The sequence below is a fragment of the Tenacibaculum sp. UWU-22 genome (genome assembly GCF_041021355.1).
Lineage (GTDB): Bacteria > Bacteroidota > Bacteroidia > Flavobacteriales > Flavobacteriaceae > Polaribacter.
Genome location: NZ_JBFNGP010000003.1, coordinates 172,309 through 197,794, shown reverse-complemented (window position 1 = coordinate 197,794; position 25,486 = coordinate 172,309). Strand labels below are relative to the sequence as shown.

Sequence of the window (25,486 nt, the reverse complement as noted above, 5' to 3'; positions counted from 1 at the left end):
AATTAGAACACCTTTATTTAACTAATACAATAAATATGAACAACCCTAAAAAAATACTACAGCAATATTGGGGTTTTTCTAGTTTTAAACCAACGCAAGAAGCCATTATAAATTCAGTTATTTCTGGCAAAGACACACTTGTCTTGTTGCCAACTGGAGGCGGAAAATCGGTATGTTACCAAATCCCCGCTTTAATTAAAGACGGAATTTGCATTGTTATTTCTCCGTTATTAGCATTAATAGAAGACCAAATAAATAGCTTGTCTAAAAAAGGGATTAAAGCTATGCGTATTCCTTCTGGAATTTCTCAAAACGAACAAATTATTTTATTTGACAACTTACAATTTAATAATTATAAATTTTTATACCTATCACCCGAACGATTACAATCTAAATTTATTCAAGAAAAAATTAAACAGTTACAGGTTAATTTAATTGCCATAGACGAAGCACATTGTATTTCAGAATGGGGGCACGATTTTAGACCCTCATATCGAAACATTACGGTTTTACGTTCTTTAAAACCTCAAGCAAATTATATTGCCCTAACAGCTTCAGCAACAAAAATAGTAATTGATGATATTATAAATTGCTTGCACTTAAAAGAGGTACAAGTATTTAAAAAATCTTTTTATAGAGAAAACCTGAGTTATCAAGTAATTAAAACAGAAGATAAGCTACTACAATTACAACGACTTTGTAAGCTCTCAAAATCGCCAACCATTGTATATGTTAACACACGTAATAAAACTAAAAGCATAAGCAACTATTTAAATGCAAACGGTTTTAAAAGTAGCTACTACCATGGCGGATTGACTAATATTGAAAAAAAACTCGCTTTTAATAATTGGATGGTCGAAAAAACACCCATAATTGTTGCCACTAATGCCTTTGGAATGGGTATTGACAAACCAAACGTAAAACAAGTTATACACTTAAACTTACCTTCTTCTATCGAAAATTACATACAAGAAGCTGGTCGTGCAGGCAGAAATCAACAAGCAGCTTTTTCAACAATTTTATGGAATGAAAACGATACCTTGTCATTTAAAAGCTTAATTGATAATTCTTTTCCCTCTCTAGCAGAAATTAAACAAATTCATCAAAAATTATATCAATATTTTTTTATTGCTAAAGGTGAACTAACTCATCAAGTGTTCGACTTTAATTTTTTTGCCTTTTGCAATACCTATAATTTTATACCTAATAAAACTTTTAACGCTTTACAAATATTACATAATAATGGTGTTATTGAGCTTAATCAAGGGTTTCAGAAAAAATCTACTTTACAATTTTTAGTAACTAGTAAACAAGTTACAAATCTGGTAAAAACAAACCCTACATTATATACGTTTGTTAACTCAATACTTCGTTTATATACTGGCATTTTTGAACAGCCTATAAAAATAGATGAGTTTTATATGGCTAAAAAAACCGAAATACCTTCTTGGCATGTTATTAAAAATTTAGAAACTTTAGCCTCAAAAGAATTGGTGGCTTATAAAAAATCGTCTAAAAATGCTAGTTTAATATTTTTGCACCCAAGAGAAGATGATCGTACCATTAACCAAATTTCAAAAAACATCGAAATATATTTACGTCAAAAAAAACAAAAAACAACAGACCTAATTAATTTTATCAAAAACGACAGGGTGTGTAGAAGTGTTCAAATATTGCATTATTTCGATGAAAAAAATACAGAAAACTGTGGTATATGTGACATTTGCGTAAAAAACAAACAGAATTTTATTAAAAATATTTCAGAAAAAATTATACAACTTATCCATACAAAAGGAGAGCTTTCTTCTAAAGAAATACATTTACTAATTCATGAAAAAGAAACAGACATTTTAATAAATTTACAGCAATTATTGGCAAACGAAAAAATTGGTATTAATCTGCACAATAAATATTATATAAAATGAAAAACTTACGTATTGTTTTTATGGGAACCCCTGATTTTGCTGTGGGTGTTTTAGCTCATCTTACAAAAAACAATTATAACATTGTATCGGTAGTAACTGCAGTAGATAAACCTGCCGGTCGAGGCAGAAAACTAAACCAATCGGCAGTAAAAAAATATGCTTTATCAGAAAACATACCTGTTCTACAACCAAAAAATTTAAAAAGTACTGTTTTTGTAGAACAATTAAAAAATTTACAGGCAGATTTATATATTGTTGTTGCTTTTCGAATGTTACCCAAAATAGTGTGGGCAACACCTAAATACGGCACCTTTAATTTACATGCATCACTTTTACCAGCATATCGTGGAGCCGCACCTATACATTGGGCAATTATAAATGGCGAAACCAAAACTGGGGTAACTACTTTTTTTATTGATGATAAAATTGATACTGGCGAAATAATACTTCAAAAAGAAACTGAAATTAAAGATGATGAAACTGTTGGTGAATTGTATACTAAATTAATGCATCTTGGTGCAAATTTAGTAGCTGAAACCATTAATTTAATTGCCTCAAACAAAGTAAAAACAACCAAACAGCCTGAGATAGAAAAAAAATTAGCCCCGAAATTATACCCATATAACTGTAAAATTGATTGGTCACTTCCACTAAACATCATTTATAATAAAATTCGCGGATTAAATCCTTTTCCTGCAGCTTGGACAACTATTTATACAAATGAAAAAGAAATAACTGCTAAAATTTATCGCGTTAGTAAAGAATTAGCCCAACATTCTTTACCCGTTGGAACAATTATTACAACCAAAAAAGAAATTAAAGTAGCTGTTTCAAAAGGATATATCATTATACACCAAATACAACTTGCTGGAAAAAAATTAATGGACGCTCAAGATTTTTTAAATGGCTTTCAATTTAGCTCCGATGCAAAAATGGCTTAAGCCCGCTTAAACAGGTACTTTTTTAGCATTTTTACCTGTTTTTTATTAAGGTTATTAACATTTTATCTTTTTTATTAACAAAACCTCTATTTTATTGCAACAAAACTTGCGCAATCCCTTATTCCGTCTATATTTGTTATGCTTTTAAGCAAAAAGAAATAATATTAATTTTTAAAATCTATTAAAATTATGAACAAATCAGATTTAATTGATGCAATGGCTGCCGATGCAGGAATTTCAAAAGCTGCGGCTAAAGCTGCATTAGACTCTTTTACTGGTAATGTAACTAAAACCTTAAAAAAAGGTGGTAAAGTATCATTAGTTGGTTGGGGAACTTGGTCTACTTCTCAAAGATCTGCAAGAACTGGTAGAAATCCACAAACTGGAAAAACTATTAATATTGCTGCAAAAACAGTAGCTAAATTTAAGCCTGGAGCAACTTTAGCTGATGCAGTAAACTAGAAAACAACACGTTTTTTACGTCAAACTCTCTTAATTTTATTAAGAGAGTTTTTTTTTAGAATAAATTTTGATATATTTAATTTTTACTCACAGGATAAATTATGGACATAATACAGCCAAAAAAAGGAAGGTTATTAATTGCTGATCCAACAATATTAAACGACAATTCGTTTAAACGGTCTATTATATTATTAACCGAACACACTCCCCAAAACACTATTGGCTTTATAATTAACAGACCGCTACAATATACTTTAAATGATTTATTGCCCGATTTAGACTGTTCTTTTACGATATACCAAGGTGGCCCTGTTGAACAAGATAATTTATATTTTATTCATACCGTACCTGAGCAAATTCCTGGAAGTATTGAAATTAGTAACGGTATCTATTGGGGGGGTAATTTTGAGATATTAAAAATTTTACTAAACCAAAAAATTCTTAAAAACACCGATATTCGTTTTTTTCTAGGATATGCTGGCTGGGAAGCACAGCAATTAGAAAATGAAATAAATAATCATTCTTGGTTTGTTACCGAAAACGATTATGACCATATTCTTAGCTCAAACACCGATACTATTTGGAAAGAAAAATTACTTCAAAAAGGAGGCGAATATCTAATTTGGGCTAATGCCCCAAGTAATGTACAACTAAATTAATTGGCAATAGTTAACTGGTGTAGCTTATTTTGAAGCGCCGTACCTATAATTACTTTAAATTGTTTTTTTCGATATTGAGTAATAGGCTGTACACCTATTATTGAATTGGTAATAAAAACTTCATCTGCCTTTTGAATTTCAAAAGGCGAAATACTGGTTTCTTCTAATGTTAAATTAGAATCTTTTTCGACAAGCTCTATTATTTTTTTTCTAACAACCCCTTTAATACAACCTTCAGTTAAAGCTGGCGTTTTTATAACCGACCCTTTTACTATAAAAATATTACCATTGGTTACCTCAACTACCGCTTTGCGTTCATTTAACAAAACACAATTATTAAAATCGTTTTCTTCAGCATAAATACTAGCCAGGGTATTAAGCATTCTATTCGTTGTTTTTACTGTAGATAATAAACCGCTATAGTTATAAAAATCTTTGTATAAATCAATCGTATAATCAAGTTTAGTTTGATAGGTATTATGCTTCACTTCGATTAAATACGCAACCTCGTTTGTTTTTGGGGTATATAGTCCGCCATCTTTTCTATACACCGTTAACCGAACTCTGTACGAACTATACTCAGCTTGTTGTGCTACCGTTTTTAATATTTCTTGTTCTATAAACTCTAAAGTAAAAAACATAGGTACTTTCATTCGTAACATTCGCATCGATGCCATTAATCGAAAATAATGATCTTCTAAAAACACCACCTTATTATTTTGAACCTTAATCGTTTCAAAAAGGGCATCACCGTACTTAAAAGCTCTATTTTCGAGTGAAAGCTTTATATTTTCTTCAAATAATAAATCGCCATTATAATTTACCATCGCTTCATTTTTTTACTACTGCAAACTTACTATATTTTACTCTAGTAAAGACATAAAAAAACCTCGACAATTGTCGAGGTTTTTTAGAACTAGTCACAATATTATTAAGCTCCTATGGTATGCTTTAATTCTTCTATTTGATTTTCCCATAATTGTTTTGATTCTTGTATTTCATCTTCATAGGCAAAATCAGTAATAATTAACGAAACATCTTTAGTAAGAGCATGTACTTGAATTTTAATTTCAAAAAAACTATCATCATCACTTTCTAACCATTTGTATTTTATTTTTTCATCGGCTTTTTTTATTACCACTTCGGCTTTTTCTTCGTTACCATCCCATTCAAAGGTCATTATTTTTCCTCGAGAATTCACTTTATCAGCAAACCACTCTTCCATACTTGAAGGTGAAGAAATATACTGATACAACATACTTGGCGAAGCGTGTATAGGAATTTCTAATTCATATTTAATCTTACTCATTATAGCTTTTTTATTTAATTGGGCAATATAAGCAATTATTTTTTAAAAAAAATAGTATTTGTTGTCTTGCAAAAAAACAAAATTAAACTATATTTGCACCCGCAATCGGCGAGGTAGCTCAGTTGGTTAGAGCGCAGGATTCATAACCCTGAGGTCACGGGTTCAACTCCCGTCTTCGCTACAAAAATACAAATCTCAATAAAAATGCGTCTTACGACGCATTTTTTATAAGCAAAAAACTCGTCTTTTTACTTTAAATTTAGAAAACGTAAAATTGATACTTACTTAACTTAATTTTAAATACCCGTTTAGCATTTTAAATAATGCCAAACAGGTATTGTTTATTTTTAAGTTTTACGATTTTGATAATCAAGATTATTTATTCAAACCTCGACACCTTATAAGCTCACTCCGAAATTTATTTAACAATAAATTTTTTAACAACCGTTTTATTACCTATAGTTGCTACAAATATTTTTAACCCTGAACTAAAGTTGTTAATTGGAATTTGAATATCACTAGTGTCACAGGTTTTGTTAACCAATAATCTTCCACTCAAATCAAAAATTGAAACCTTACTTTGATTATCTAACATTTCAGGATTACTAAGAAGTAAGCTTAAATAATCGCCATTAGAGATAATTGTTTTATTAAGAGAAGCTTCTGTTTTGCTTAAAAAATTTTCATCTATATCTAATGTAGCGCTATCTACATTTAATACTTCAATTTTATCAATAGAGCTTTGTTCTATTTCTAAGGTGTTAGAACCTGAATTTAATTTTTTAAGTATATGAAAACTGGTAGGGGTTCCATCGTTAAAACAGAACGCATCTGAACCCGGAACTTTTAATGTTTCTTGTCCTTCTGAATTAACATCAATTTTCAAATCTGATAAATTCGGATTTGCATAAAATATTTTAATAAGATATAAACCCGTCTGTGAAACATTAATATTATTAAATGTCACACTTTCTCCAAGAGCTGATGCATTTACAGCTTTAGTACCAGAGGCATTGACACAATCTATAATTTGAGTACCTCCAGAAAGCACAGCATCTTCTGCCTCATAAGTATCTACGGTTGGTGCGGCTGATAAACTAGCTCCATTGAAGGCTCCAATATTTGTTGTAGTTGACAAATCTACTGGGTTTCCATAAAAATCTTTAATGGCCTTAGAAGTAATATGAGCAAAAACACCTTGACCTGCTAATGGAAATACAGGCTCAGTAAAACTAAGAGCAGCTCCTATTGCTGAACTTCCCGTTAGCAAAGCATATCCTGAACCTCCATTTGTTCCTGGCGCATATAAAAGTGGGTCATCTTCTATACGTGTAGCATCTAAATCTTTAAAATTAGTTTTTATAGTACCTCCATGCATAATATTTTTAGCAAAATGAGGTGAATTAATCGCTTCACTATACGCTAAAATACCAAATTGAGCAGCTGGTTCTAGTGCTATTAAATTGTTGTAAAAATATAAATTCTTTACTTTCATGAAAATTTTGGTATTCTCTGCCTTGTTTTTATAATTTACCCCTGAATAAATGGTGTTATTATATATGTATACATTATCACTTTTTACGGTTTTATTACCCGCAAAACCAGACAGCCAAATTAAACGATTCACCCCCGAAGCTTTATCGCCATCATTAACACTTATATTATACCTCCAAATCACGTTATTATTAGCACCTAGTGTTTCGCAAAACCCTCCAGAAGAATCTTCAAGATAGTTATACTGATATAGTATATTAGTATTATTATAATCTACATGCATCCCTGAAGAGTCTCCATTTCCTCTAGCATGTTGCGACACATTATATTGAGCTACCACATCGTCACTTGCAAAAACCCACATACCGCTACCACGGCCAGCCATTCTAGAATCTGCTTTAGAACCACAAAAACGCATAATATTTCCTTCATATAAAACACGTCTACTTTTTGAAAGTATAGCCCCTGAACCTCCTATAGCAATAAACGTATTGTTACGTATAACAACATCTGTAGCCCATCGACGCAACCAAATACCCGTACGTTGCATATCAGTAAAATATGAGTTTTCAATAACTATATCTTTAGTGGCAGACTCTTCTAAATACATAGCAGAAGTTCTTACTTTATTAAAATCAACACCATCTGCTGCCACACCATATATTTTATCAAAATAGAGATTAGAAAAATAGAGATGTTTTGAAAATTGCAAGTCTTCATAATCACTAATACCTGTTGGCAAATCACGATTTACCCCAGCTTTATGACTACCCAAACCTTCTTGTTCAGAATAACAATATATGCCAAATGATTTATCATCATCAACACCTTCCATACTATCAAAACGTTCGTTTCTAATGTGCAAGTTTTTAAACTCTAAAAAAGACTTGTCTGTAATTTGTATCGTAGTCAATGGGTCTGGCACACCATCATCACCTGTACTTGCAGAAAGTATTGGCAAATCTCCGCTACCGTAGCTATCATATACTATTGGGGCTGTTTCGGTACCTGAATAGTTTACAACTACTTTTCCAATAAAAGTATCGCCTTTTTTAAAAAATATATGATCTCCTGGAACCAAACTTAAACGATTAAGTTTATCTATGGTTTGAAACGGAGAAGATTCTGAGCCATCATTAGCATCATCTCCTGTTGAACTAAAATAGAAAGATGTTGATTCTCTTTGTGTCAATATTTCTTGGGCATTAACTTTACTATGTGTAAAAAAAAATACAAGGCAAGGCATCAAATAAATAAATAACCTCGAGTTCGACCTTATGCCTTTTATACTGATTAAATGACTTAGATTAACAGCACGGTCATTTTTAAGTAATTTTAATTTCATAGTTAGAATTGTTTTGTGGTTTTAAAGAAATAGATTCAAATAGTTACTAAAGCCTCTTTTCTTAAAATTTGTTTTTTGTCGTTCTCAAATTTATTCTTTTTTTAAATATCTTTTTATTTGAAACAAAAAACACCTTTTTTTTTAGATTTAAGCCTATTTAAAAATGAAATTAAATCTGATTATTTAATTTAAAAAGCTCTTTGAAATAAAAAGTGTTTTTATTTCAAAGAGCTTTTTAAATTCTGTACTCTCTATCCTGTTACGCTATTTTCTTTATTTAGAAAATAGCACCTCTTTTGAAATGGGGGTTTTAGAAAATCCTGGCCCTTCCCATTGTAAATCAATTTTATTTGTTTTTGCCTCATTTCTATAATATACACGAATCGCATGATAGCCTTTAGCTAATTTTATAGTGTTTTCAACCGTTTTTCCAGCTTTATAACCATAATCTGCATCAATAATACTTGCATCGTGAATTCGCATAAAAGCCTTATCAGCAGCCGACAAATAAAAAGTATAAGTGCCCGCCTCTTTAGCATAAATATACCCTTCAAAAACAATAATTGCTGGTTCTTCTGTTTTTATTTTATCTACGTCTATAGATGCTGAGGTTCCTTGTTCTAACAATTGTAACCCAGAAACCTTTGACAACCAAGCTGTATTGCTTTTATAAGCTTTCCATTGCAAACCTTTATGTAAATTCGAAACATCATTTGAAGGAACATCAAGATTATCATAAGGGCGTTTAGCTGTACTATTAGGCATACGTACTTGTAATACTCGCTCTTTCATTTTTTTCTGAATTTCAGCCATACCTGGTTGGTTTGCCAAATCATTAGATTGATGCGTATCTTCTAATATATTATACAACTCAAAATCAGCTTCAGGGTTTTTAATATTATAACGAAGCCCAACAATGTCTCCCATTCGAATCATTTGCATTTGCTTACGTAGTCTACCTCTATTTTTTTCAGCAAACTCATCGTAAGAAGGCGTTCTTTGATTTTGATCGTATTCTACATAAATTAGGCTTTCTTGTTGTTTTCTTTTTTCGGTTAACGATGGCAACAACGAAACCCCATCACTATTAACAGGAGCAGGTAACCCCGCAGCATCTGTAAAAGTAGGCAACCAATCATAACTAATGCTAGGTGTTTTAACTACACGGTTAGGGCTAATTTTTGTTGGCCATCTAACTATGGTAGGCATACGTTCACCTCCTTCTAAAACATCTCTTTTTATTCCGTCAAAAGGTCCAAAACTATTGAAAAAAGTAGGCTTAATGTTTTCTTTCGGTAAATAACTTTCTATTGAAGGCCCATTGTCTGAAGAAAAAACAACCAAAGTATTATCATCTATTTTTAAGTCGGCTAACAACTTTAAAATATCACCCACTTGATTATCAATTCTTTGTACTACAGTAGCATATCTTTTATACACATCTGGCCAAGGTAATTCTGGAGTATTTGGGTTTTTATCATCATCATAGGTAGCTTTATCGTAATTAGGATTAACCCAAGAATCAACCTTTCCTGAAGCTGTATTAATCATATTACCAGGTTTACCTATCCATTGTAACCCCCCATTAAGCCCTCCTCCTTTTGGGTAGGCTTGCGTAGGAAGTTCTATTACGGCATGAGGCGTATCATAGGCTAAATACATGAAAAAAGGTTTCTTTTTATCACTTTTCACCTGTTCTGTTATCCATTTTTTAGCTACAGAAGTCCAAAGATCCCCAGTATAACATTTATCAAGACCTTTAGTTACCACCTTATTGTTTTCGTACACTTCTTTTGATTTACGGTACACCCCTTCTACAGGATAGTGTTCATGCCCGTCGCTATGACGCATATAACCATAAAAATAATCAAACCCTCTTTTTAAGGGCGCTCCAGGCCATGAATCTCCATTTTTTGACATCTTATCATTTCCTTGCAACCCCCATTTACCTATAGCAGCAGTGGCATACCCTGCTTGTTGCATTACATTACCTAAAGTATAATTATCTGCTATTGCTTTATCAAATTGATTATTTCTAACATTGGCATGCCCTTGACTTAACCCTGACAATAATGAAGCTCTCGATGGAGCACAAACTGGCGCAGCTGCATAATGATGTGTTAACATAACGCCTTCTTTTGCCATTTCATCAAGATTAGGAGTCATTAACCAAGGTTCACTACGATCATTTTCTTTTTTTCTTTGATTTTGAAAAAATACTCCTATGTCTCCATAACCTAAATCATCGGTAAGAATATATATAATATTAGGTTGTTGTTTAACTGTTTTTGCAGAAACAGTACTACGAGTTGTATTTTCAGTATTACTTTGAATTTTACACGACACAAAAAATGTAGTTAAAGCTAGTAATACAAAATAAACACTTAGAACTCTTTTGTTTAGTTTGTTTTTCATTATAAATTTATACATTGGGTTACATTATTTACAGTTAATAAAAATAATTCGTTTTTTTTGATTTATTGTTTTTATTATCAACACATTATGAAGTTGTTGCTCTTAAACATTTAAACCTAAAAATATTTAAATCTACACAAGTTGACAAAAGTCATGTTTTTTTATCACTTATTCTAATACCTTTGAACTGTTTTAAAGTTAAAATATTCTTAAATAATTAAAAAAACACGATTATGATACAATTAAAAAAGGGTTTACTATTTCTTTTTTTTGGTTTATTAACCACAGCTTTTTATGCACAACAATTAAAGCTTGATGCGGTTTTACGACCTCGATCAGAATACAGACATGGTTACAAAACCTTATTCCCTGACAATACAGATGCTGCCTTATTTATTTCTCAAAGAACTCGTTTAAACACTTCGTTTTCTACTGAAAAATTAAACATATATGTTAGCCTTCAAGACATTCGAGTATGGGGTGATGTACCGCAATTAAATTCTGCAGATAAAAATGGATTAAGCCTTCACCAAGCATGGGGTGAATTGTTATTCGACTCTAACTTTTCTTTAAAATTAGGTCGTCAAGAAATTATTTATGATGACAGCCGAATTTTTGGAAATGTAGGTTGGGCACAACAAGCACGAAGCCATGATTTAGCAATGCTTAAATACAAAAAAAATAATTTTAAGGCCGACATTGGTTTAGCTTTTAACCAAGATGCAGAAAATATAACCAGTACAAACCTTACTACTAAAACCTACAAAGCAATGCAATATGCATGGTTACATCAAGATTGGAGTAATTTTTCTGGAAGTTTTTTGTTCTTAAATAACGGAATGCAAACTTCGACAGGGGTTAATTATAGCCAAACAGTAGGCACACACTTAAATGCTAAAGAAAATAATTTTAACGTAGCGGCAAATTTATATTACCAATTTGGTAAAGATGTAGCAGACAACGACTTAAACGCTTATTTAGTTGGTTTAGATGCAACACTTAAAGCATCTGGCTCTACAAAAGTTGGTATAGGTGCTGAGTTACAAAGTGGTAACGACAATGGAGTGCCATCTGCTAATAAAAACAACGCCTTTTCACCTCTTTACGGAACCAATCATAAATTTAACGGTTTGATGGATTATTTCTATGTAGGAAACCATGCCAACAATGTTGGGTTACTTGATGTTTATGCAAAAGCTAACTTTGGATTAAACCCAAAATCAAGCTTAACAGCCGCTGTACATAATTTCTCTGCCGCCGCTGATATTAACAGCACCGTATCTAAACAATTAGGTACTGAGGTAGATTTAGTATATGGGTATACATTTACTAAAGAAATAGGAATTAATGCTGGTTATTCGCAAATGTTTGCCGCTGAAGGAATGGAAGCTTTAAAAGGCAACACAGATGGCAACACAAACAATTGGGGTTGGATTATGGTAACCATAAAACCCACCTTATTTACCTCTAAAAAATAACAAGTAAATCTATAAAAAAACAAAGTGTTTGCGCGTCAATATAACTGACGCACAAACACTTATCCCCCAATTAAAAAAAGAAACTAAATAAAAAAATAAGTACTTTGTAACAACAGTTATATTTTAATATAAAAAAATTATGTAACTTGTTTGCAATTAAATTTAACTCATTTATGCCTATAAAAAGTTATTTAGCACACCCCCACGAAGGTAAAAAACAAGAACTTATTCAAGTACTCTCTAACATACCAGAATGTGAAGTAATTCCTGCTGAAAACAAAGAGATTCTGATACTCATTACAGAAACAGAAGACAAAGCAAAAGAAAATATTTTACAAGAACAATTAGAAGCTATAGACTGTTTAAAGTTATTAGCAATGGTTTCTGGATTTAACTCTCCAAAAAAGAATTAATTATGTACACTTCTACAACCAACAGACGAAGTTTTATTAAAAAAATGGCAGCACTTTCAGCCATGACTGCTGCTGCAACTATGTTTCCTGGAATTTTATTTGCCAACGAACAAGAAGAAAACTTACCTAAAAATAACAATCTAAATTGGAAAAAAACACCCTGTAGATTTTGTGGTGTTGGTTGCGGAGTGTTAGTAGGTATAGAAAACGGAAAAGCAGTTGCCGTAAAGGGCGACCCGAAATCTAGTGTAAATAAAGGCTTGTGCTGTGTAAAAGGATACCATTCGGTAATGGCAATGTACGCTAAAGACCGTTTTACGAAACCTTTAGTAAAGAAAAATGGGCGTTATGTAGAAACTTCAATGGAAGAAGCACTTGATTTAATTGCTTCTAAAATGAAAGAAACCATAAAAGATCACGGAAAAGATTCGGTTTCTATTTATGGTTCTGGTCAATGGACTATTCCTGATGGCTATGTAGCTTCAAAACTTTTTAAAGGATGTATTGGAACAAATAATGTAGAGGCAAATGCTCGTTTATGTATGGCTAGTGCCGTAACAGGTTTTTTAACCTCTTTTGGTTTAGACGAACCTATGGGATGCTATGAAGACATTGATCATGCTGACGTATTTGTATTATGGGGTAACAATATGGCAGAAATGCACCCCGTGTTATTTTCAAGATTGTTAGACCAACGCTTAAAAAGAGGTGCTAAAATTATCGACTTTGCCACTCGTACTACCCGTACAAGTATGGCTGCAGATAAATCAATTTTATTTTTACCTCAAACCGATTTAGCCGTTGCTAATGCCATCTGCTATGAAATTATTAAAAATGGATGGGTTAATAACCTCTTTGTAGAAAAACATTGCAATTTTAGTAAGGGGTTAACCAATATGGGATATGGCTTAGAAGACCATTATTCATTTAAAGACAAGCCCGAAAAAATAAGTTTTGACGATTTTAAAAAGTTTTTAGAACAATATACCCCAGAAAAAGTTGAAAAAATATCAGGGGTGTCTGCTAAAGACATTAAATACTTAGCCTCTTTTTATGGCGACCCTAACAAAAAAGTAATGTCACTTTGGTGTATGGGACCTAACCAACACAGTAGAGGAACGTGGATGAATAACTTAATATACAATATTCACTTACTAACTGGTAAAATTTCAAGCCCAGGTAATAGTCCATTTTCTTTAACAGGGCAGCCCTCTGCTTGTGGTACTGTTCGTGAGGTAGGTACGTTAACTCATAAACTACCTCATGGTGTAGTTGCTAATAAAGAACATCGTGAATTTGCTGCTAAAATTTGGGACGTTCCTGTAGAAAATATTGACCCTAAACCTACTTACCATACCGTAGAAATGTTTAGAGCTTTAGATCGTGGAGATATTCGATTTATGTGGATACAAGTTACCAACCCAATGGTAACAATGCCTAAACTTAAACGTTATCGAGATGCCACAAAAAAAGAAGGAAGATTTATTGTAGTTTCTGATATATACCCTACCCCTACAACCGATATTGCCGATGTTATTTTACCTTCTGCTATGTGGATAGAGCGTGAAGGAATGTATGGTAACTCAGAAAGAAGAACACAGTATTTTGAACAAATGGTAGAACCACCTGGAGAAGCTATGAGCGACACTTGGCAATTAGTTGAAGTTGCCAAACGATTAGGCTTTGAAAAACAGTTTTATTATAAAAAAGAAACCCATATCGAAGAAATTTACGCCGAGTACCGTAAACATCACGCCAATAAAAAACACAATATGGCACCAATAGAAGTGCTAAAAGAAAACCCAGGCATGCAATGGCCTTATGTAGATGGCAAACCTACTAAATGGCGTTTTAACTCAAAATATGACCCCGCATGTAGCAATGGCGAAGAATTTCATTTTTATGGAAAAAAAGACGGGAAAGCAGTTATTTGGCAACGCCCATACGAACCTGCAGCAGAATCACCTGATGCAGAATATCCGTATTGGTTATGTACAGGTCGTGTAATTGAACACTGGCACACAGGTTCTATGACTCGTAGAATACCCGTACTTAATAGAGCAATGCCTCACGGTTATGTAGAACTAAACCCCGACGATGCTAAGCGATTACAAATAAAAACAGGCGACAAAGTAAAATTAACCACTCGTAGGGGCGAAATGATTTTACCTGCTGCGATAAACCAAAGAGGTATACCTGCACCAATGCAAGTATTTGTTCCCTTTTTTGACGAAAGCATGTTAATCAACGACTTAACATTAGATTCTTTTTGTCCTATTTCAAAAGAACCTGATTATAAAAAATGTGCTGTAAGAGTTGAAAAAGCATAAAACAATTATAAATATCAATTAAGATATATTAAATTATTAAATACTAAGTTATTTTAAAACCTTAGCTAAAATGAAAAACCGATTAGGAATTATATCGCTGTTTGTTATTCTATTTATAGCCTTTATTGCTATTTGGAATTACAGTTATTATCAAGGACAAGAAGAAGCCTATATTCCTATTAAAAATGATAAGCCCACCCCTATAATCCCTTCTGAAAGTGGTGTTTTTAAGCGGTCAAAATATGCTTTAGACTACCAGCATATGCCTGTCGATAAAAATCATCAACGCAGCTTAAAAACATACTATAATAACCGTGCTTTTTACGGAGCTCCTCCTGCTATTCCTCATCCTGTAGAAAATGAACATAGTATAGGAGGCAACACTTGTTTAAAGTGCCATGAAAATGGTGGTTTTGTAGATAAATTTAATGCATATGCGCCTGTAACACCACACCCTGAAATGGTAAATTGCCGACAATGTCACGTAGCACAAAAAACACAAGGTTTATTTAAACAAACCAACTTTAAAAAAGGAAAAATTCCTCTAGTAAATGTAAATAGTGCTTTACCTGGCAGCCCACCAATAATTCCGCATGAATTACAATTACGCGAAAATTGTTTAGCTTGTCATGCAGGACCCAGTGCTCCGAAAGAAATTAGAGTAACTCATCCTGAACGAATTAATTGTCGCCAATGCCACGTACCTAACGATCAAACAACAGCAAACATAGGAGACTTTGTCAGAAAAAATAATAACAAATGAATAACTACTTCCAATACATTTATAAAATAAGTTATTGTCTTGTACTTACGGTGTTATTAGCATCATGCAAACACAATGAAGAAAAATATCATAGTGTTACTGATAAAATTAATGCTGAAAGCAAAAACTATCATGGCACTTCTATTTCATCAAAAAAATATATAGAAGACCTAAAAACTGTTGAAATAAACGAAAGCGGACATACTTTTTTAATTCCAGACAGAAAAAGCAAAATAGAGTCTTATGCTTGTACTGACTGCCACACAAAACCTTTAGCTAAAATGCAAAGCAAAGAGTTTAAAAAGGCACATTGGAATATTGAACTAAAGCATGCCGATAGCTTAACCATGAATTGTTTAACCTGCCATAACGGGCAAGACATGAACCATTTAAAAAGCTTAACTGCAGAATCAATCGATTTCAACAACAGTTATAAACTATGTAGTCAATGCCATCAAAAACAATATAAAGATTGGCTTGGAGGAGCACATGGTAAACGCATACGAAGCTGGGCGCCTCCTAGAATTTCAATGACTTGTGTTAATTGTCACAATCCACATTCACCAAGCTTAGAAAGCAGATGGCCTGCTCGATTTAATACCCAAAAAATTAAAGAACGTAAATAAATTAACGTATGAGTAATCGTAATAAAAAATGGTTTACGCTAAATTTAAGTAGCCAACACAAATCAACATCTGATTCGTGTGGTTGTGGTAAAACTTCAAAAACTTGTAACAGCAAACAACCAACAAGTGAACAACCTCTTTTAAATAATATTACAGATTCTACAGACCAAAAATCAGCAGATAAAGATGGTTTTCAACAAGTGTTTGATGTAACAATGAATCGAAGAACTGCTTTTAGAAAATTAACTGCCAGTTTATTAATTGGAGCAGGTGCGGTAACCTCTTGTACAAGTGTAACTTCAAGTAGTGAAAGTAAAGAAAAATCACAAATAGATTGGGAAGAACAATTTAAAGGAAACTATAAATTGATGACCGATGAAGAAAAAGAAGCTACCGTAAAACGATTAGTTCGCTCATACGAACTCCGCACTGGAAAAACCATTAATATGTCTTCTAAAAATGCTGAAGATAATGTGTTGTTTGGCTACGCCTTTAATATTTCTAAATGTAGAGGCTATATGGATTGTGTAAGCGCATGTGTAAAAGAAAACAACCAAGATAGAGGTTCGCAAATGGAATACATTCGTATTCACGAAATGAAAGACGGAAAAGGTTTAAATTTTAACGAAGCTGACGACAATTACTACCATGAGGTACCTGCCGAAGGACATTTTTATATGGGTACCCAATGTTTTCACTGCGACAACCCTCCCTGTGTAAAAGTATGCCCCGTACAAGCCACTTGGCAAGAAAAAGACGGATTAGTAGTTATTGATTACGACTGGTGTGTAGGCTGTAGATATTGTATGGCGGCTTGCCCTTACGATGGCAGAAGATTTAACTGGAGCAAACCAACCGTACCTGAAAATGAAGTAAATAAAGACCAGCATTACTTAGGTAATCGAATGCGTAAAAAAGGAGTAATGGAAAAATGCACTTTTTGCGTACAACGTTCAAGAGCAGGTAAAAACCCTGCATGTGTAGAAGCATGCCCAACAGGAGCTCGAATTTTCGGAAACCTTTTAGACCCCAACAGTACAATTAGATGGGTATTAGAAAACAAAAAAGTATTTAGATTAAAAGAAGATTTAGGTACCGAACCAAAGTTTTGGTACTTCATGGATTAAAGCATGGTATTATGAAGCAACTTACAATTTTTAAAAGTTTAGTTAAAGACAGTTTCGATGTAATTACTAAAGGCTCTAAAAAATACCATTTATGGATGGCTTTTTTAACCTTTATTATGCTTATCGGCATGTACTGTTACTCTATCCAAATTAAACACGGTTTAGCTGTTACAGGAATGACTGATAGAGTAAGCTGGGGCTTATACATTTCTAATTTCACTTTTTTGGTAGGTGTTGCCGCCGCCGCAGTAATATTGGTAATGCCAACCTATGTTTTAAAAGACATTGACTTTAAACAAGCAGTACTCATTGGCGAAGGGCTTGCGGTAGCAGCCTTAATTATGTGTTTAGCTTTTGTTATTGCCGACATGGGTGGCCCTTCTGTTTTATGGCACATGATACCCGGTATTGGCGTATTTAACTTTCCAAATTCTATGCTTACATGGGATGTTATTGTTTTAAACGGATACCTATTTTTAAACATCACCATTCCTTTTTATATTTTATTTAGACATTATCAAGGAAAAGAATCTAAAGCTAGTGTATATGTTCCTGGCGCCTTATTATCTGTGTTTTGGGCAGTAGGTATTCACTTAGTAACCGCCTTTTTATATCAAGGTTTACAAGCTCGCCCATTTTGGAACAACGCTTTATTAGGCCCTCGTTTTTTAGCCTCTGCTTTTGCAGCTGGTCCTGCCCTTATTATTCTAGTACTTGCCGTTATTAGAACCTATAGCGATTTTAAAATAGAAGACAAAACCATTAAAAAAATAGCCTTGGTGGTAACCATTGCCGCTCAAATTAACATTATCATGTTAGTTTCTGAATTGTTTAAAGAATTTTATGCACCAACGCACCACAGCGAAAGTGCTTATTATTTATTCTTTGGATTAGATGGTAAAACAGCTTTACTACCTTGGATTTGGACATCTATTTCTATGAATGTACTTGCTACAGTTTTACTTTCTTTTCATAGATTTAGAAACAATTTTAAAATCTTATATTTTTCTTGTTTTATACTGTTTATAGCTATTTGGATTGAAAAAGGATTTGGATTAATTGTTCCTGGTTTTATACCTGGACCCTATGGTAAAATTGCAGAATACACCCCAACAGGCATAGAAATAGGAGTAACCTTTGGTATTTGGGCATTAGGAGCCTTTATATTTACCATTATAGCAAGAACTGCCATTAATATTGAACTAGGAAAATTACGATATAAAAAATAAATCTATACGGTTTTATACATAACATAATGTAAACCTATAAGGTTTATAGTATACGGTTTTCCTAGTACTACAAAACCTTGTTTTTTATAAAATGGATAAGCTACTTCACGAGCATTGCACCATAGTAGTTCCGTATTTTTTTCTTTTAAAATTTTTATTGAGGTCTGTATCAATTTTGCCCCTACCCCTTTCGCTCTAAATTCTGGTAAGGTTGCCATACCTCTTAATTGATATTGCCTACCTTTTAACAAGGGGTTATCGCGTTGCATAAAAGTAGCAATCCCTACCAGTTTATTTTCAACAAAGGCTCCTAAATGAAATGTGTTTAAATCTAAATCACCTTCAAACTGATGTGGTAAAGCTATCTTATTTCGTAAAACGCTTAAACGAATACTATAGGTTTGTGCGGCTGTTATTTTTTGAATTGAAATAATCATAACTACATCATTTTAAACTCATCAAAAAAATAATTTTTAAGAACGATAATTTACATAAAATACAACTACCTAAAAGTACTTGGTACTAAATTTTTTTTAAATAGAAAAATACTTAATTTTTATAGATATCCTCTCAAAAAAACTTGTAAAAGCAAAAAATGCAGTTATATTTGCACTATCTACTAGCGGGAGTAGCTCAGTTGGTAGAGCGTCAGCCTTCCAAGCTGAATGTCGCCGGTTCGAACCCGGTCTCCCGCTCTAAAAAAAATTGCATTTTTAGATTTAATAAAACATAATAAAATTTCAACTAATAATAAAAAACAATGAAAAAGTCTATCTATTCTATCTTTAACTATTTCTTGTAATAAAGGTTTAATAGCTACTGTTACGCCAAATCAAATATCACAAAATAACGCTTCTTTCGATTCTATTAACAACACTATCGTATTCATAGATAGTAAAAGTTTAAAAAAATGGATCAGAATCGAATTTAATCAAAAATTACATGAAAAAACACGTATTCCTATTTTTATTAATAGTAATGGCAGTTAGTAGTATAACTGCTCAAGACAAATCACAAATAGATTTACAAAACCAATTTAAAATAAATTATAATATTGTAGCCTTTGAAGGAATTTATGAATTACCTATTGCCAAAGAATTCGTTTTAGACCTTGGTTTAGGCTTTGGTGCAGGTAACTATATAAAAAAAGATGCTTTTTTAAACAAAAGTTTTGGAACTTCTCTTTCTTTTAAATCTTTTCCTTCCTTACGATTTAAATCTTCGATAAAATATATTTACAATCGAATTAAAAGAGCCCAAAACAACAAAAACAATAAAAACAACGCTGGAAATTACCTAGAATTTCAAACATTATACACAACTAAACAAAAAAATGCATCTAATATCTCTAATTCTGCAGACAACACGTTATTAACAGAGATGCGTTGGGGTATGCAACGTTCGTTAGGAGGAAATTGGTTATTTAATGTTCATTTTGGAATTGGTTACGGTAAAGATTTTGAAACTAAAATAGATAATTTTTATCCCGCTTTAGGGCTTAGCTTTTCTTATATTATTTTCAAAAAATAACCCTATTAAACTATTCATAAATACACCCTGTTTTTTAAACAGGGTTAACTTTTTATAATCACTTCATCTGTGATTTTATTTTGGTTAATTCTGCACCAATACTTTATTTTTAACAACCCTCAGAAAGATAGCTAAAATTGACAGATAATTCATTAAATTTGTTACTGTTTAGCTAGCTAATTCTGATTTATGAAAAATAGGCTTTTTATTGGTATTACGGGGGGTACAGGAAGCGGAAAAACAACAATGGTAAATCAAATTATCAATCAACTTCCTGCAGATACGGTGTGTGTAATTTCTCAAGATTCGTATTACAAAGCCAATACTAACCTATCGTATCAAGAACGTTCAAAAATTAATTTCGACAACCCGAAAGCTATCGATTTTGAACTACTTATCAAGCATATTAAACAACTAAAAAAAGGCAACACTATTGAGCAACCTATATATTCGTTTATTACCCATAATCGCACCTTAGAAACGATTAAAACACCTCCTAAAAAAGTAATTATAATCGAAGGTATTTTAATTTTTAATAACAAAGAATTACGTAATTTGTGCGATATAAAAGTATTTATTGATGTTGACGCTGATGAACGCTTAATTAGACGTATCCGTAGAGATATTAATGAGCGAGGACGTGATTTAAACGAAATATTAACACGATATCAAGAAACCTTAAAGCCTATGCATAAACAATTTATAGAGCCTACTAAAAAATTTGCCGATATTATTATACCCAACAACCAACCCAATACTGTTGCCACTAATTTTGTTAAAACGGTAATAAGCGAACACTTATAAATGAAACTAAAAAAAAGAATAAAAATTTTCGGAGTTACCATTGGTACTTTTTACATTGTTTCTATAATTGTATTTATAATTTGGATGACTTTTATTGATAAAAATTCATACTTAGTACACCAAGAATACAATACTGAAATTAGCGATTTAGAAAAGTCAATTGAATTTTATCAAAAAAAAATTAACGAAGACAACTTAACTATTAAAAAATTACAAGATTCACTAGAACTAGAACGCTATGCTCGAGAAAAATATTTAATGAAAAAAGAAAATGAAGATGTATATCTAATAGATTTTGACACAATAAAAAAATAATAAACATGTATTTGTTTGAAGAATTTGATGCTGTTTCTCCTAAACATTGGAAACAAAAAATACAAGCTGATTTAAATGGTGCCGATTACCATAAAACACTTGTAACCTCAACTAACGAAGGGATTGACATTAACCCTTTTTACACAAAAGAAAACCGCACAAACATAACTGTAAACTCGACAAATAAACCATTTAACATTTGTCAATCTATCTTTATAGATGATGAAAAAATTGCAAACACATTAGCCATAAATGCCTTAAAAAATGGTGCTAACGCTATTGAATTCATAGCTAAAAAACCATTTAAGTTTGAAATTCTTTTAAAACAAATCAATACACAATCTACAACACTATACTTTACCTTTCAATTTTTAAATGCCGATTTTAGTATTGAATTATCAAAATTTATTTCGTCAAAAAACTGTTTTTTAAACATCGATATTATTGGCAATCTGGCAAAAACAGGAAACTGGTTTACAAACCTTAAAGAAGATCATATTGAACTTGAAAAAATAATAACCTCAACAAATAATTCAGTTAGCGTTAATGCCAATTTATATCAAAATGCAGGAGCAAACATTACCCAGCAATTAGCTTACGCTCTAGCACATGCCAACGAATACTTAAACCACTTTAAAAGCTCTGTTGCTCATAAGATTTATTTTAATTTTTCTGTAGGAAGCAATTATTTTTTTGAAATTGCAAAACTAAGAGCTTTTAGAGTACTATGGAGCTCTTTACTAAACCAATACAATATTGAGGCAACGGCTCATATTTTTGCACAACCTAGTTTACGCAACAAAACCCTATACGATTATAACGTAAATATGCTTCGTACCACTACAGAGTGTATGAGTGCCGTTTTAGGAGGAGCCAATACCATTAGCAACCTTTCTTACGATACCATTTTTCATAAATCATCGGATTTTGGTGAAAGAATTGCTCGAAATCAACTATTAATTTTACAAGAAGAAACCGATTTTAAAAATGCTCAATACATAGTTGACGGAACATACTATATAGAAAGTATTACACAACAACTAGCCGAAAAAGCCTTAACCATTTTTAAATCTATAGAAAATGGTGGTGGCTTTTTAAAACAACTCAAAAGCGGAATAATACAAAAAAAGATTACAGAAACCGCCTCTAAAGAACAAAACCAGTTTGACAATCAAGAGCTTATTTTAGTAGGCACAAACCTAACTAAAAACGAAACAGATAAAATGAAAGACGAATTAGAGTTGTATCCTTTTGTAAAAACCCGAAACCAAAAAACACTAATTCAACCCATCATAGAACAACGATTGGCTGAAAAAACAGAACAAGAACGTTTACAAAATGAGTAGAAAGAACTTATCTAATATCGAAATATTAAATAGCCCAAAAGAAAAACCGAAGAGCTATAGACATGAAGATTTTGTTGCTGGTATCGCTCCTTATTTACGCGGTCCTTACTCGACTATGTATGTTCGTCGCCCTTGGACTATTCGGCAATATGCAGGTTTTTCTACTGCCGAAAAAAGTAACGCTTTTTATCGTAGAAATTTAGCCGCAGGTCAAAAAGGATTATCTGTAGCCTTTGATTTAGCCACACATCGCGGATACGACTCTGACCATAAACGAGTACAGGGCGATGTGGGTAAAGCAGGTGTAGCTATAGATTCGGTTGAAGACATGAAAATTTTATTCAACCAAATACCTTTAGACAAAATATCGGTTTCTATGACAATGAACGGAGCCGTTTTACCCATTTTAGCATTTTATATTGTAACTGCTCAAGAACAAGGCGTTTCTGAAAAACTATTATCTGGCACCATACAAAACGATATTTTAAAAGAATTTATGGTGCGTAATACCTACATCTACCCCCCAACTCCGTCGATGAAAATTATTGCAGACATTTTTAAATATACTTCGATAAATATGCCTAAATTTAATTCAATTTCTATTTCTGGGTATCATATGCAAGAAGCAGGTGCCACACCCGAAATTGAATTAGCCTATACCCTAGCTGACGGATTAGAATACCTTAAAAAAGGATTAGAAGTAGGCATGGATATTGACAGCTTTGCCCCAAGGCTTTCTTTCTTTTGGGCAATAGGCATGAACCACTTTACCGAAATTGCTAAAATGCGCGCAGGTAGAATGTTGTGGGCTAAAATTGTTAAACCATTTAATCCAAAAAACCCGAAATCATTAGCCTTACGCACCCATTGTCAAACCAGCGGTTGGAGCTTAACCGAACAAGATCCCTTTAATAATGTTGCTCGAACCACCATTGAAGCCATGTCTGCTGCTTTTGGAGGCACACAAAGTTTACACACTAACGCATTAGATGAGGCAATTGCATTACCTACTGATTTTTCGGCTCGAATTGCTCGAAACACCCAAATATATTTGCAACAAGAAACCCTTATTACCAAAACCGTTGATCCTTGGGCGGGAAGCTATTATTTAGAAAAATTAACAGATGACATCGCAAACAAAGCATGGCATTTAATTCAAGAAATTGACGAATTAGGTGGAATGACAAAAGCAATTGAAAAAGGTATTCCAAAAATGCGAATTGAAGAGGCTGCTGCTATAAAGCAAGCAAGAATTGATAGCGGACAAGACATCATTGTTGGCGTTAATAAATATCAATTAGACACCCAAGAGCCTTTACATATCTTAGAAGTAGATAACGAAGCTGTTCGGCAATCGCAAATAAATCGATTAAAAAATTTAAAAGAAAACCGAAACCAAACAGAAGTTGATAAAGCTTTAAACGACTTAACGAAGTGCGCAAAATCAGGTAGTGGAAATTTATTAGATTTAGCTATAAAAGCTGCTAAAAAAAGAGCTACCTTAGGCGAAATTTCTAGTGCTTTAGAAAGCGTTTTTACACGACATAAAGCAGTACATAAAACCATATCTGGCGTGTATAGTAAAGAAATAAAAGACGATAAATTATTTAAAAAAGCTACCGAATTAGCCAATAAATTTTCAGTTATAGAAGGTCGAAGACCTCGTATTATGATTGCAAAACTAGGGCAAGATGGACACGACAGAGGCGCTAAAGTAGTAGCTACTGGATATGCCGATTTAGGCTTTGATGTAGATATAGGCCCTCTTTTTCAAACCCCGCAAGAAGCCGCTAAACAGGCTGTAGAAAACGATGTTCATATTTTAGGTGTTTCTTCACTAGCCGCGGGTCATAAAACTTTAATTCCGCAAGTTATTTCTGAATTAAAAAAATACGGACGCGAAGATATTATGGTTATTGTAGGTGGTGTAATTCCTACACAAGACTATCATTTTTTATTTGATGCTGGCGTGGCAGGAGTTTATGGCCCAGGAACCAAAATTGCTCAAGCCGCAATTGATATGTTAACTATTTTAATTGATAGTATTGAAGAATAAAAAACACTATGGTTATACAATTTATCGATAGAAAATCAGGTAAAATTATTACAGAAAATCCCCCAGGAAAAGGCTTTTTAAAACTCTTATATCAAAATCCATTTGGTAAAATAGCACTATTACCAATGGCTAAGCGTAAGGCATTATCTTCTCGATATGGTAAAATGATGAACAGGCCTTCATCTGTAAAAAAAATTAAAGGATTTGTAGATAAATTAGGTATAAACATGGATGAGTCTTACAAGTCAATTTCTCAATTCACCTCGTTCAACGATTTTTTTTATCGAAAACTAAAACCAAATAGCCGACCAATCGAAAACGGATTTGTTTCACCTGGTGACGGAAAATTATTAGCATTTGAAAATGTAGCTGAAGTTAATTTTTTTTATATCAAAGGACGAAAATTTACTCTTGAAGAATTTTTAGCAGACAAAGAACTGGCAAAAAAACACGAACACTCATCATTACTCATTTTACGATTAGCTCCAAACGATTACCATCGCTATCATTTTCCTTACAATGGAACACCTTCTGAAATAACAAAAATTAAAGGAGACTATTTTTCAGTTTCTCCTTATGCCTTAGTTTCAAACTTTACCAAAGTATTTTGTGAAAACAAACGTGAATATTGTATTTTATCAACCAAAGAAAAAGGAGACCTTATTATTGCTGCTATAGGTGCTACTATGGTGGGTAGCATTATAGAAACATACACCCCTAATTTAACCGTAAAAAAAGGTGATGAAATGGGGTATTTTGCTTTTGGAGGCTCAACCATAGTAATACTCATCGATAAAAACAAAATAAAAATTGATAGCGATATTTTAACCAATACTAAAAACAAAAAAGAAACTGCTGTTAAAATGGGTGAAAGAATAGGGGTTTAATACTACCTCCCTTTTTTAGGTAATAATAATCA

Annotated in this window: 22 protein-coding genes and 2 tRNA genes; 19 read left to right on the top strand and 5 right to left on the bottom strand. The window is 32.6% G+C overall.

Translation table 11 applies throughout. The features are described 5' to 3' along the window. Window positions 1–35: 35 nt before the first annotated feature. The 4 genes from AB2B44_RS07410 to AB2B44_RS07395 all read left to right on the top strand — a co-directional run bounded on the left by AB2B44_RS07410 (window position 36) and on the right by AB2B44_RS07395 (window position 3,987). Complete coding sequence (locus tag AB2B44_RS07410; RefSeq protein WP_369048936.1) at window positions 36–1,925, top strand: ATP-dependent DNA helicase RecQ; 1,890 nt, start codon at window positions 36–38, stop codon at window positions 1,923–1,925. After that, the gene (gene fmt, locus AB2B44_RS07405; protein ID WP_369048935.1) at window positions 1,922–2,866 is read left to right on the top strand and encodes a methionyl-tRNA formyltransferase; all 945 of its coding nucleotides are present in this window, start codon (window positions 1,922–1,924) and stop codon (window positions 2,864–2,866) included. Before AB2B44_RS07410 ends, fmt begins: the two co-directional genes overlap by 4 nt. A 189-nt stretch (window positions 2,867–3,055) precedes the next feature. Continuing rightward, window positions 3,056–3,328: an HU family DNA-binding protein gene (locus AB2B44_RS07400; protein WP_369048934.1), complete on the top strand. Its 273-nt coding sequence runs from the start codon at window positions 3,056–3,058 to the stop codon at window positions 3,326–3,328. 101 nt (window positions 3,329–3,429) lie between these two features. Then, on the top strand, window positions 3,430–3,987 hold the full coding sequence (locus AB2B44_RS07395) for a YqgE/AlgH family protein (protein ID WP_369048933.1): 558 nt from the start codon (window positions 3,430–3,432) through the stop codon (window positions 3,985–3,987). Here the strand turns inward: AB2B44_RS07395 and AB2B44_RS07390 are convergent. Together AB2B44_RS07390 and AB2B44_RS07385 are read right to left on the bottom strand one after the other, a co-directional pair. After that, entirely contained in the window at window positions 3,984–4,814 is an 831-nt protein-coding gene (locus AB2B44_RS07390) for an aminotransferase class IV (RefSeq protein WP_369048932.1), read from the bottom strand. The genes AB2B44_RS07395 and AB2B44_RS07390 overlap by 4 nt on opposite strands. A gap of 104 nt (window positions 4,815–4,918) precedes the next feature. Continuing rightward, the gene (locus AB2B44_RS07385; RefSeq protein WP_369048931.1) at window positions 4,919–5,296 is read right to left on the bottom strand and encodes an START-like domain-containing protein; all 378 of its coding nucleotides are present in this window, start codon (window positions 5,294–5,296) and stop codon (window positions 4,919–4,921) included. A gap of 107 nt (window positions 5,297–5,403) precedes the next feature. Here AB2B44_RS07385 and AB2B44_RS07380 point away from each other — a divergent pair. Further along, window positions 5,404–5,477, top strand: a tRNA-Met gene (locus tag AB2B44_RS07380). A 237-nt stretch (window positions 5,478–5,714) separates the two neighbouring features. Here AB2B44_RS07380 and AB2B44_RS07375 read toward each other — a convergent pair. Continuing rightward, window positions 5,715–7,982, bottom strand: a complete 2,268-nt coding sequence (locus AB2B44_RS07375) for a right-handed parallel beta-helix repeat-containing protein (protein ID WP_369048930.1) — start codon at window positions 7,980–7,982, stop codon at window positions 5,715–5,717. 426 nt (window positions 7,983–8,408) lie between these two features. Continuing rightward, window positions 8,409–10,565, bottom strand: coding sequence for a sulfatase-like hydrolase/transferase (locus AB2B44_RS07370; protein WP_369048929.1), 2,157 nt, complete (start codon window positions 10,563–10,565; stop codon window positions 8,409–8,411). Window positions 10,566–10,783: 218 nt separating this feature from the next. Here AB2B44_RS07370 and AB2B44_RS07365 point away from each other — a divergent pair, with 218 nt between their 5' ends. From AB2B44_RS07365 to dsrP, 7 genes are all read left to right on the top strand, one after another. Then, window positions 10,784–12,028 carry an alginate export family protein gene (locus AB2B44_RS07365; RefSeq protein WP_369048928.1) on the top strand — a complete coding sequence of 415 codons (1,245 nt, stop codon included), beginning with the start codon at window positions 10,784–10,786 and terminating at the stop codon, window positions 12,026–12,028. Between the two features lie 146 nt (window positions 12,029–12,174). Beyond that, complete coding sequence (locus AB2B44_RS07360; RefSeq protein WP_369048927.1) at window positions 12,175–12,441, top strand: hypothetical protein; 267 nt, start codon at window positions 12,175–12,177, stop codon at window positions 12,439–12,441. 2 nt (window positions 12,442–12,443) lie between these two features. Then, window positions 12,444–14,771, top strand: coding sequence for a molybdopterin-dependent oxidoreductase (locus AB2B44_RS07355; RefSeq protein WP_369048926.1), 2,328 nt, complete (start codon window positions 12,444–12,446; stop codon window positions 14,769–14,771). A gap of 70 nt (window positions 14,772–14,841) precedes the next feature. After that, window positions 14,842–15,534: a cytochrome C gene (locus tag AB2B44_RS07350; protein ID WP_369048925.1), complete on the top strand. Its 693-nt coding sequence runs from the start codon at window positions 14,842–14,844 to the stop codon at window positions 15,532–15,534. After that, on the top strand, window positions 15,531–16,160 hold the full coding sequence (locus tag AB2B44_RS07345; protein ID WP_369048924.1) for a cytochrome C: 630 nt from the start codon (window positions 15,531–15,533) through the stop codon (window positions 16,158–16,160). The genes AB2B44_RS07350 and AB2B44_RS07345 overlap by 4 nt, the downstream gene beginning before the upstream one ends. 8 nt (window positions 16,161–16,168) lie before the next feature. Beyond that, entirely contained in the window at window positions 16,169–17,287 is a 1,119-nt protein-coding gene (locus AB2B44_RS07340) for a 4Fe-4S dicluster domain-containing protein (RefSeq protein WP_369048923.1), read from the top strand. A gap of 11 nt (window positions 17,288–17,298) precedes the next feature. Continuing rightward, window positions 17,299–18,516 carry a sulfate reduction electron transfer complex DsrMKJOP subunit DsrP gene (gene dsrP / locus AB2B44_RS07335; protein WP_369048922.1) on the top strand — a complete coding sequence of 406 codons (1,218 nt, stop codon included), beginning with the start codon at window positions 17,299–17,301 and terminating at the stop codon, window positions 18,514–18,516. 2 nt (window positions 18,517–18,518) lie between these two features. On the opposite strand, the gene AB2B44_RS07330 is transcribed toward dsrP, so the two are convergent. After that, window positions 18,519–18,953: a GNAT family N-acetyltransferase gene (locus tag AB2B44_RS07330; RefSeq protein ID WP_369048921.1), complete on the bottom strand. Its 435-nt coding sequence runs from the start codon at window positions 18,951–18,953 to the stop codon at window positions 18,519–18,521. 185 nt (window positions 18,954–19,138) lie between these two features. Between AB2B44_RS07330 and AB2B44_RS07325 the strand changes: the two genes are divergently transcribed. The 7 genes from AB2B44_RS07325 to asd all read left to right on the top strand — a co-directional run bounded on the left by AB2B44_RS07325 (window position 19,139) and on the right by asd (window position 25,454). Then, a tRNA-Gly gene (locus AB2B44_RS07325) sits at window positions 19,139–19,211 on the top strand. A 247-nt stretch (window positions 19,212–19,458) separates the two neighbouring features. Next, entirely contained in the window at window positions 19,459–20,046 is a 588-nt protein-coding gene (locus tag AB2B44_RS07320) for a hypothetical protein (RefSeq protein ID WP_369048920.1), read from the top strand. 189 nt (window positions 20,047–20,235) lie between these two features. After that, window positions 20,236–20,850, top strand: coding sequence for a uridine kinase (udk, locus tag AB2B44_RS07315; protein ID WP_369048919.1), 615 nt, complete (start codon window positions 20,236–20,238; stop codon window positions 20,848–20,850). Further along, a complete protein-coding gene (locus AB2B44_RS07310) occupies window positions 20,851–21,165 on the top strand; it encodes a septum formation initiator family protein (protein ID WP_369048918.1) in 315 nt (104 codons plus the stop codon). Window positions 21,166–21,170: 5 nt separating this feature from the next. Continuing rightward, the gene (locus tag AB2B44_RS07305) at window positions 21,171–22,511 is read left to right on the top strand and encodes a methylmalonyl-CoA mutase subunit beta (protein WP_369048917.1); all 1,341 of its coding nucleotides are present in this window, start codon (window positions 21,171–21,173) and stop codon (window positions 22,509–22,511) included. Next, window positions 22,504–24,567: a methylmalonyl-CoA mutase gene (scpA, locus tag AB2B44_RS07300; RefSeq protein WP_369048916.1), complete on the top strand. Its 2,064-nt coding sequence runs from the start codon at window positions 22,504–22,506 to the stop codon at window positions 24,565–24,567. Before AB2B44_RS07305 ends, scpA begins: the two co-directional genes overlap by 8 nt. An 8-nt stretch (window positions 24,568–24,575) precedes the next feature. Continuing rightward, complete coding sequence (gene asd, locus AB2B44_RS07295) at window positions 24,576–25,454, top strand: archaetidylserine decarboxylase (protein WP_369048915.1); 879 nt, start codon at window positions 24,576–24,578, stop codon at window positions 25,452–25,454. Window positions 25,455–25,486: the final 32 nt, after the last annotated feature.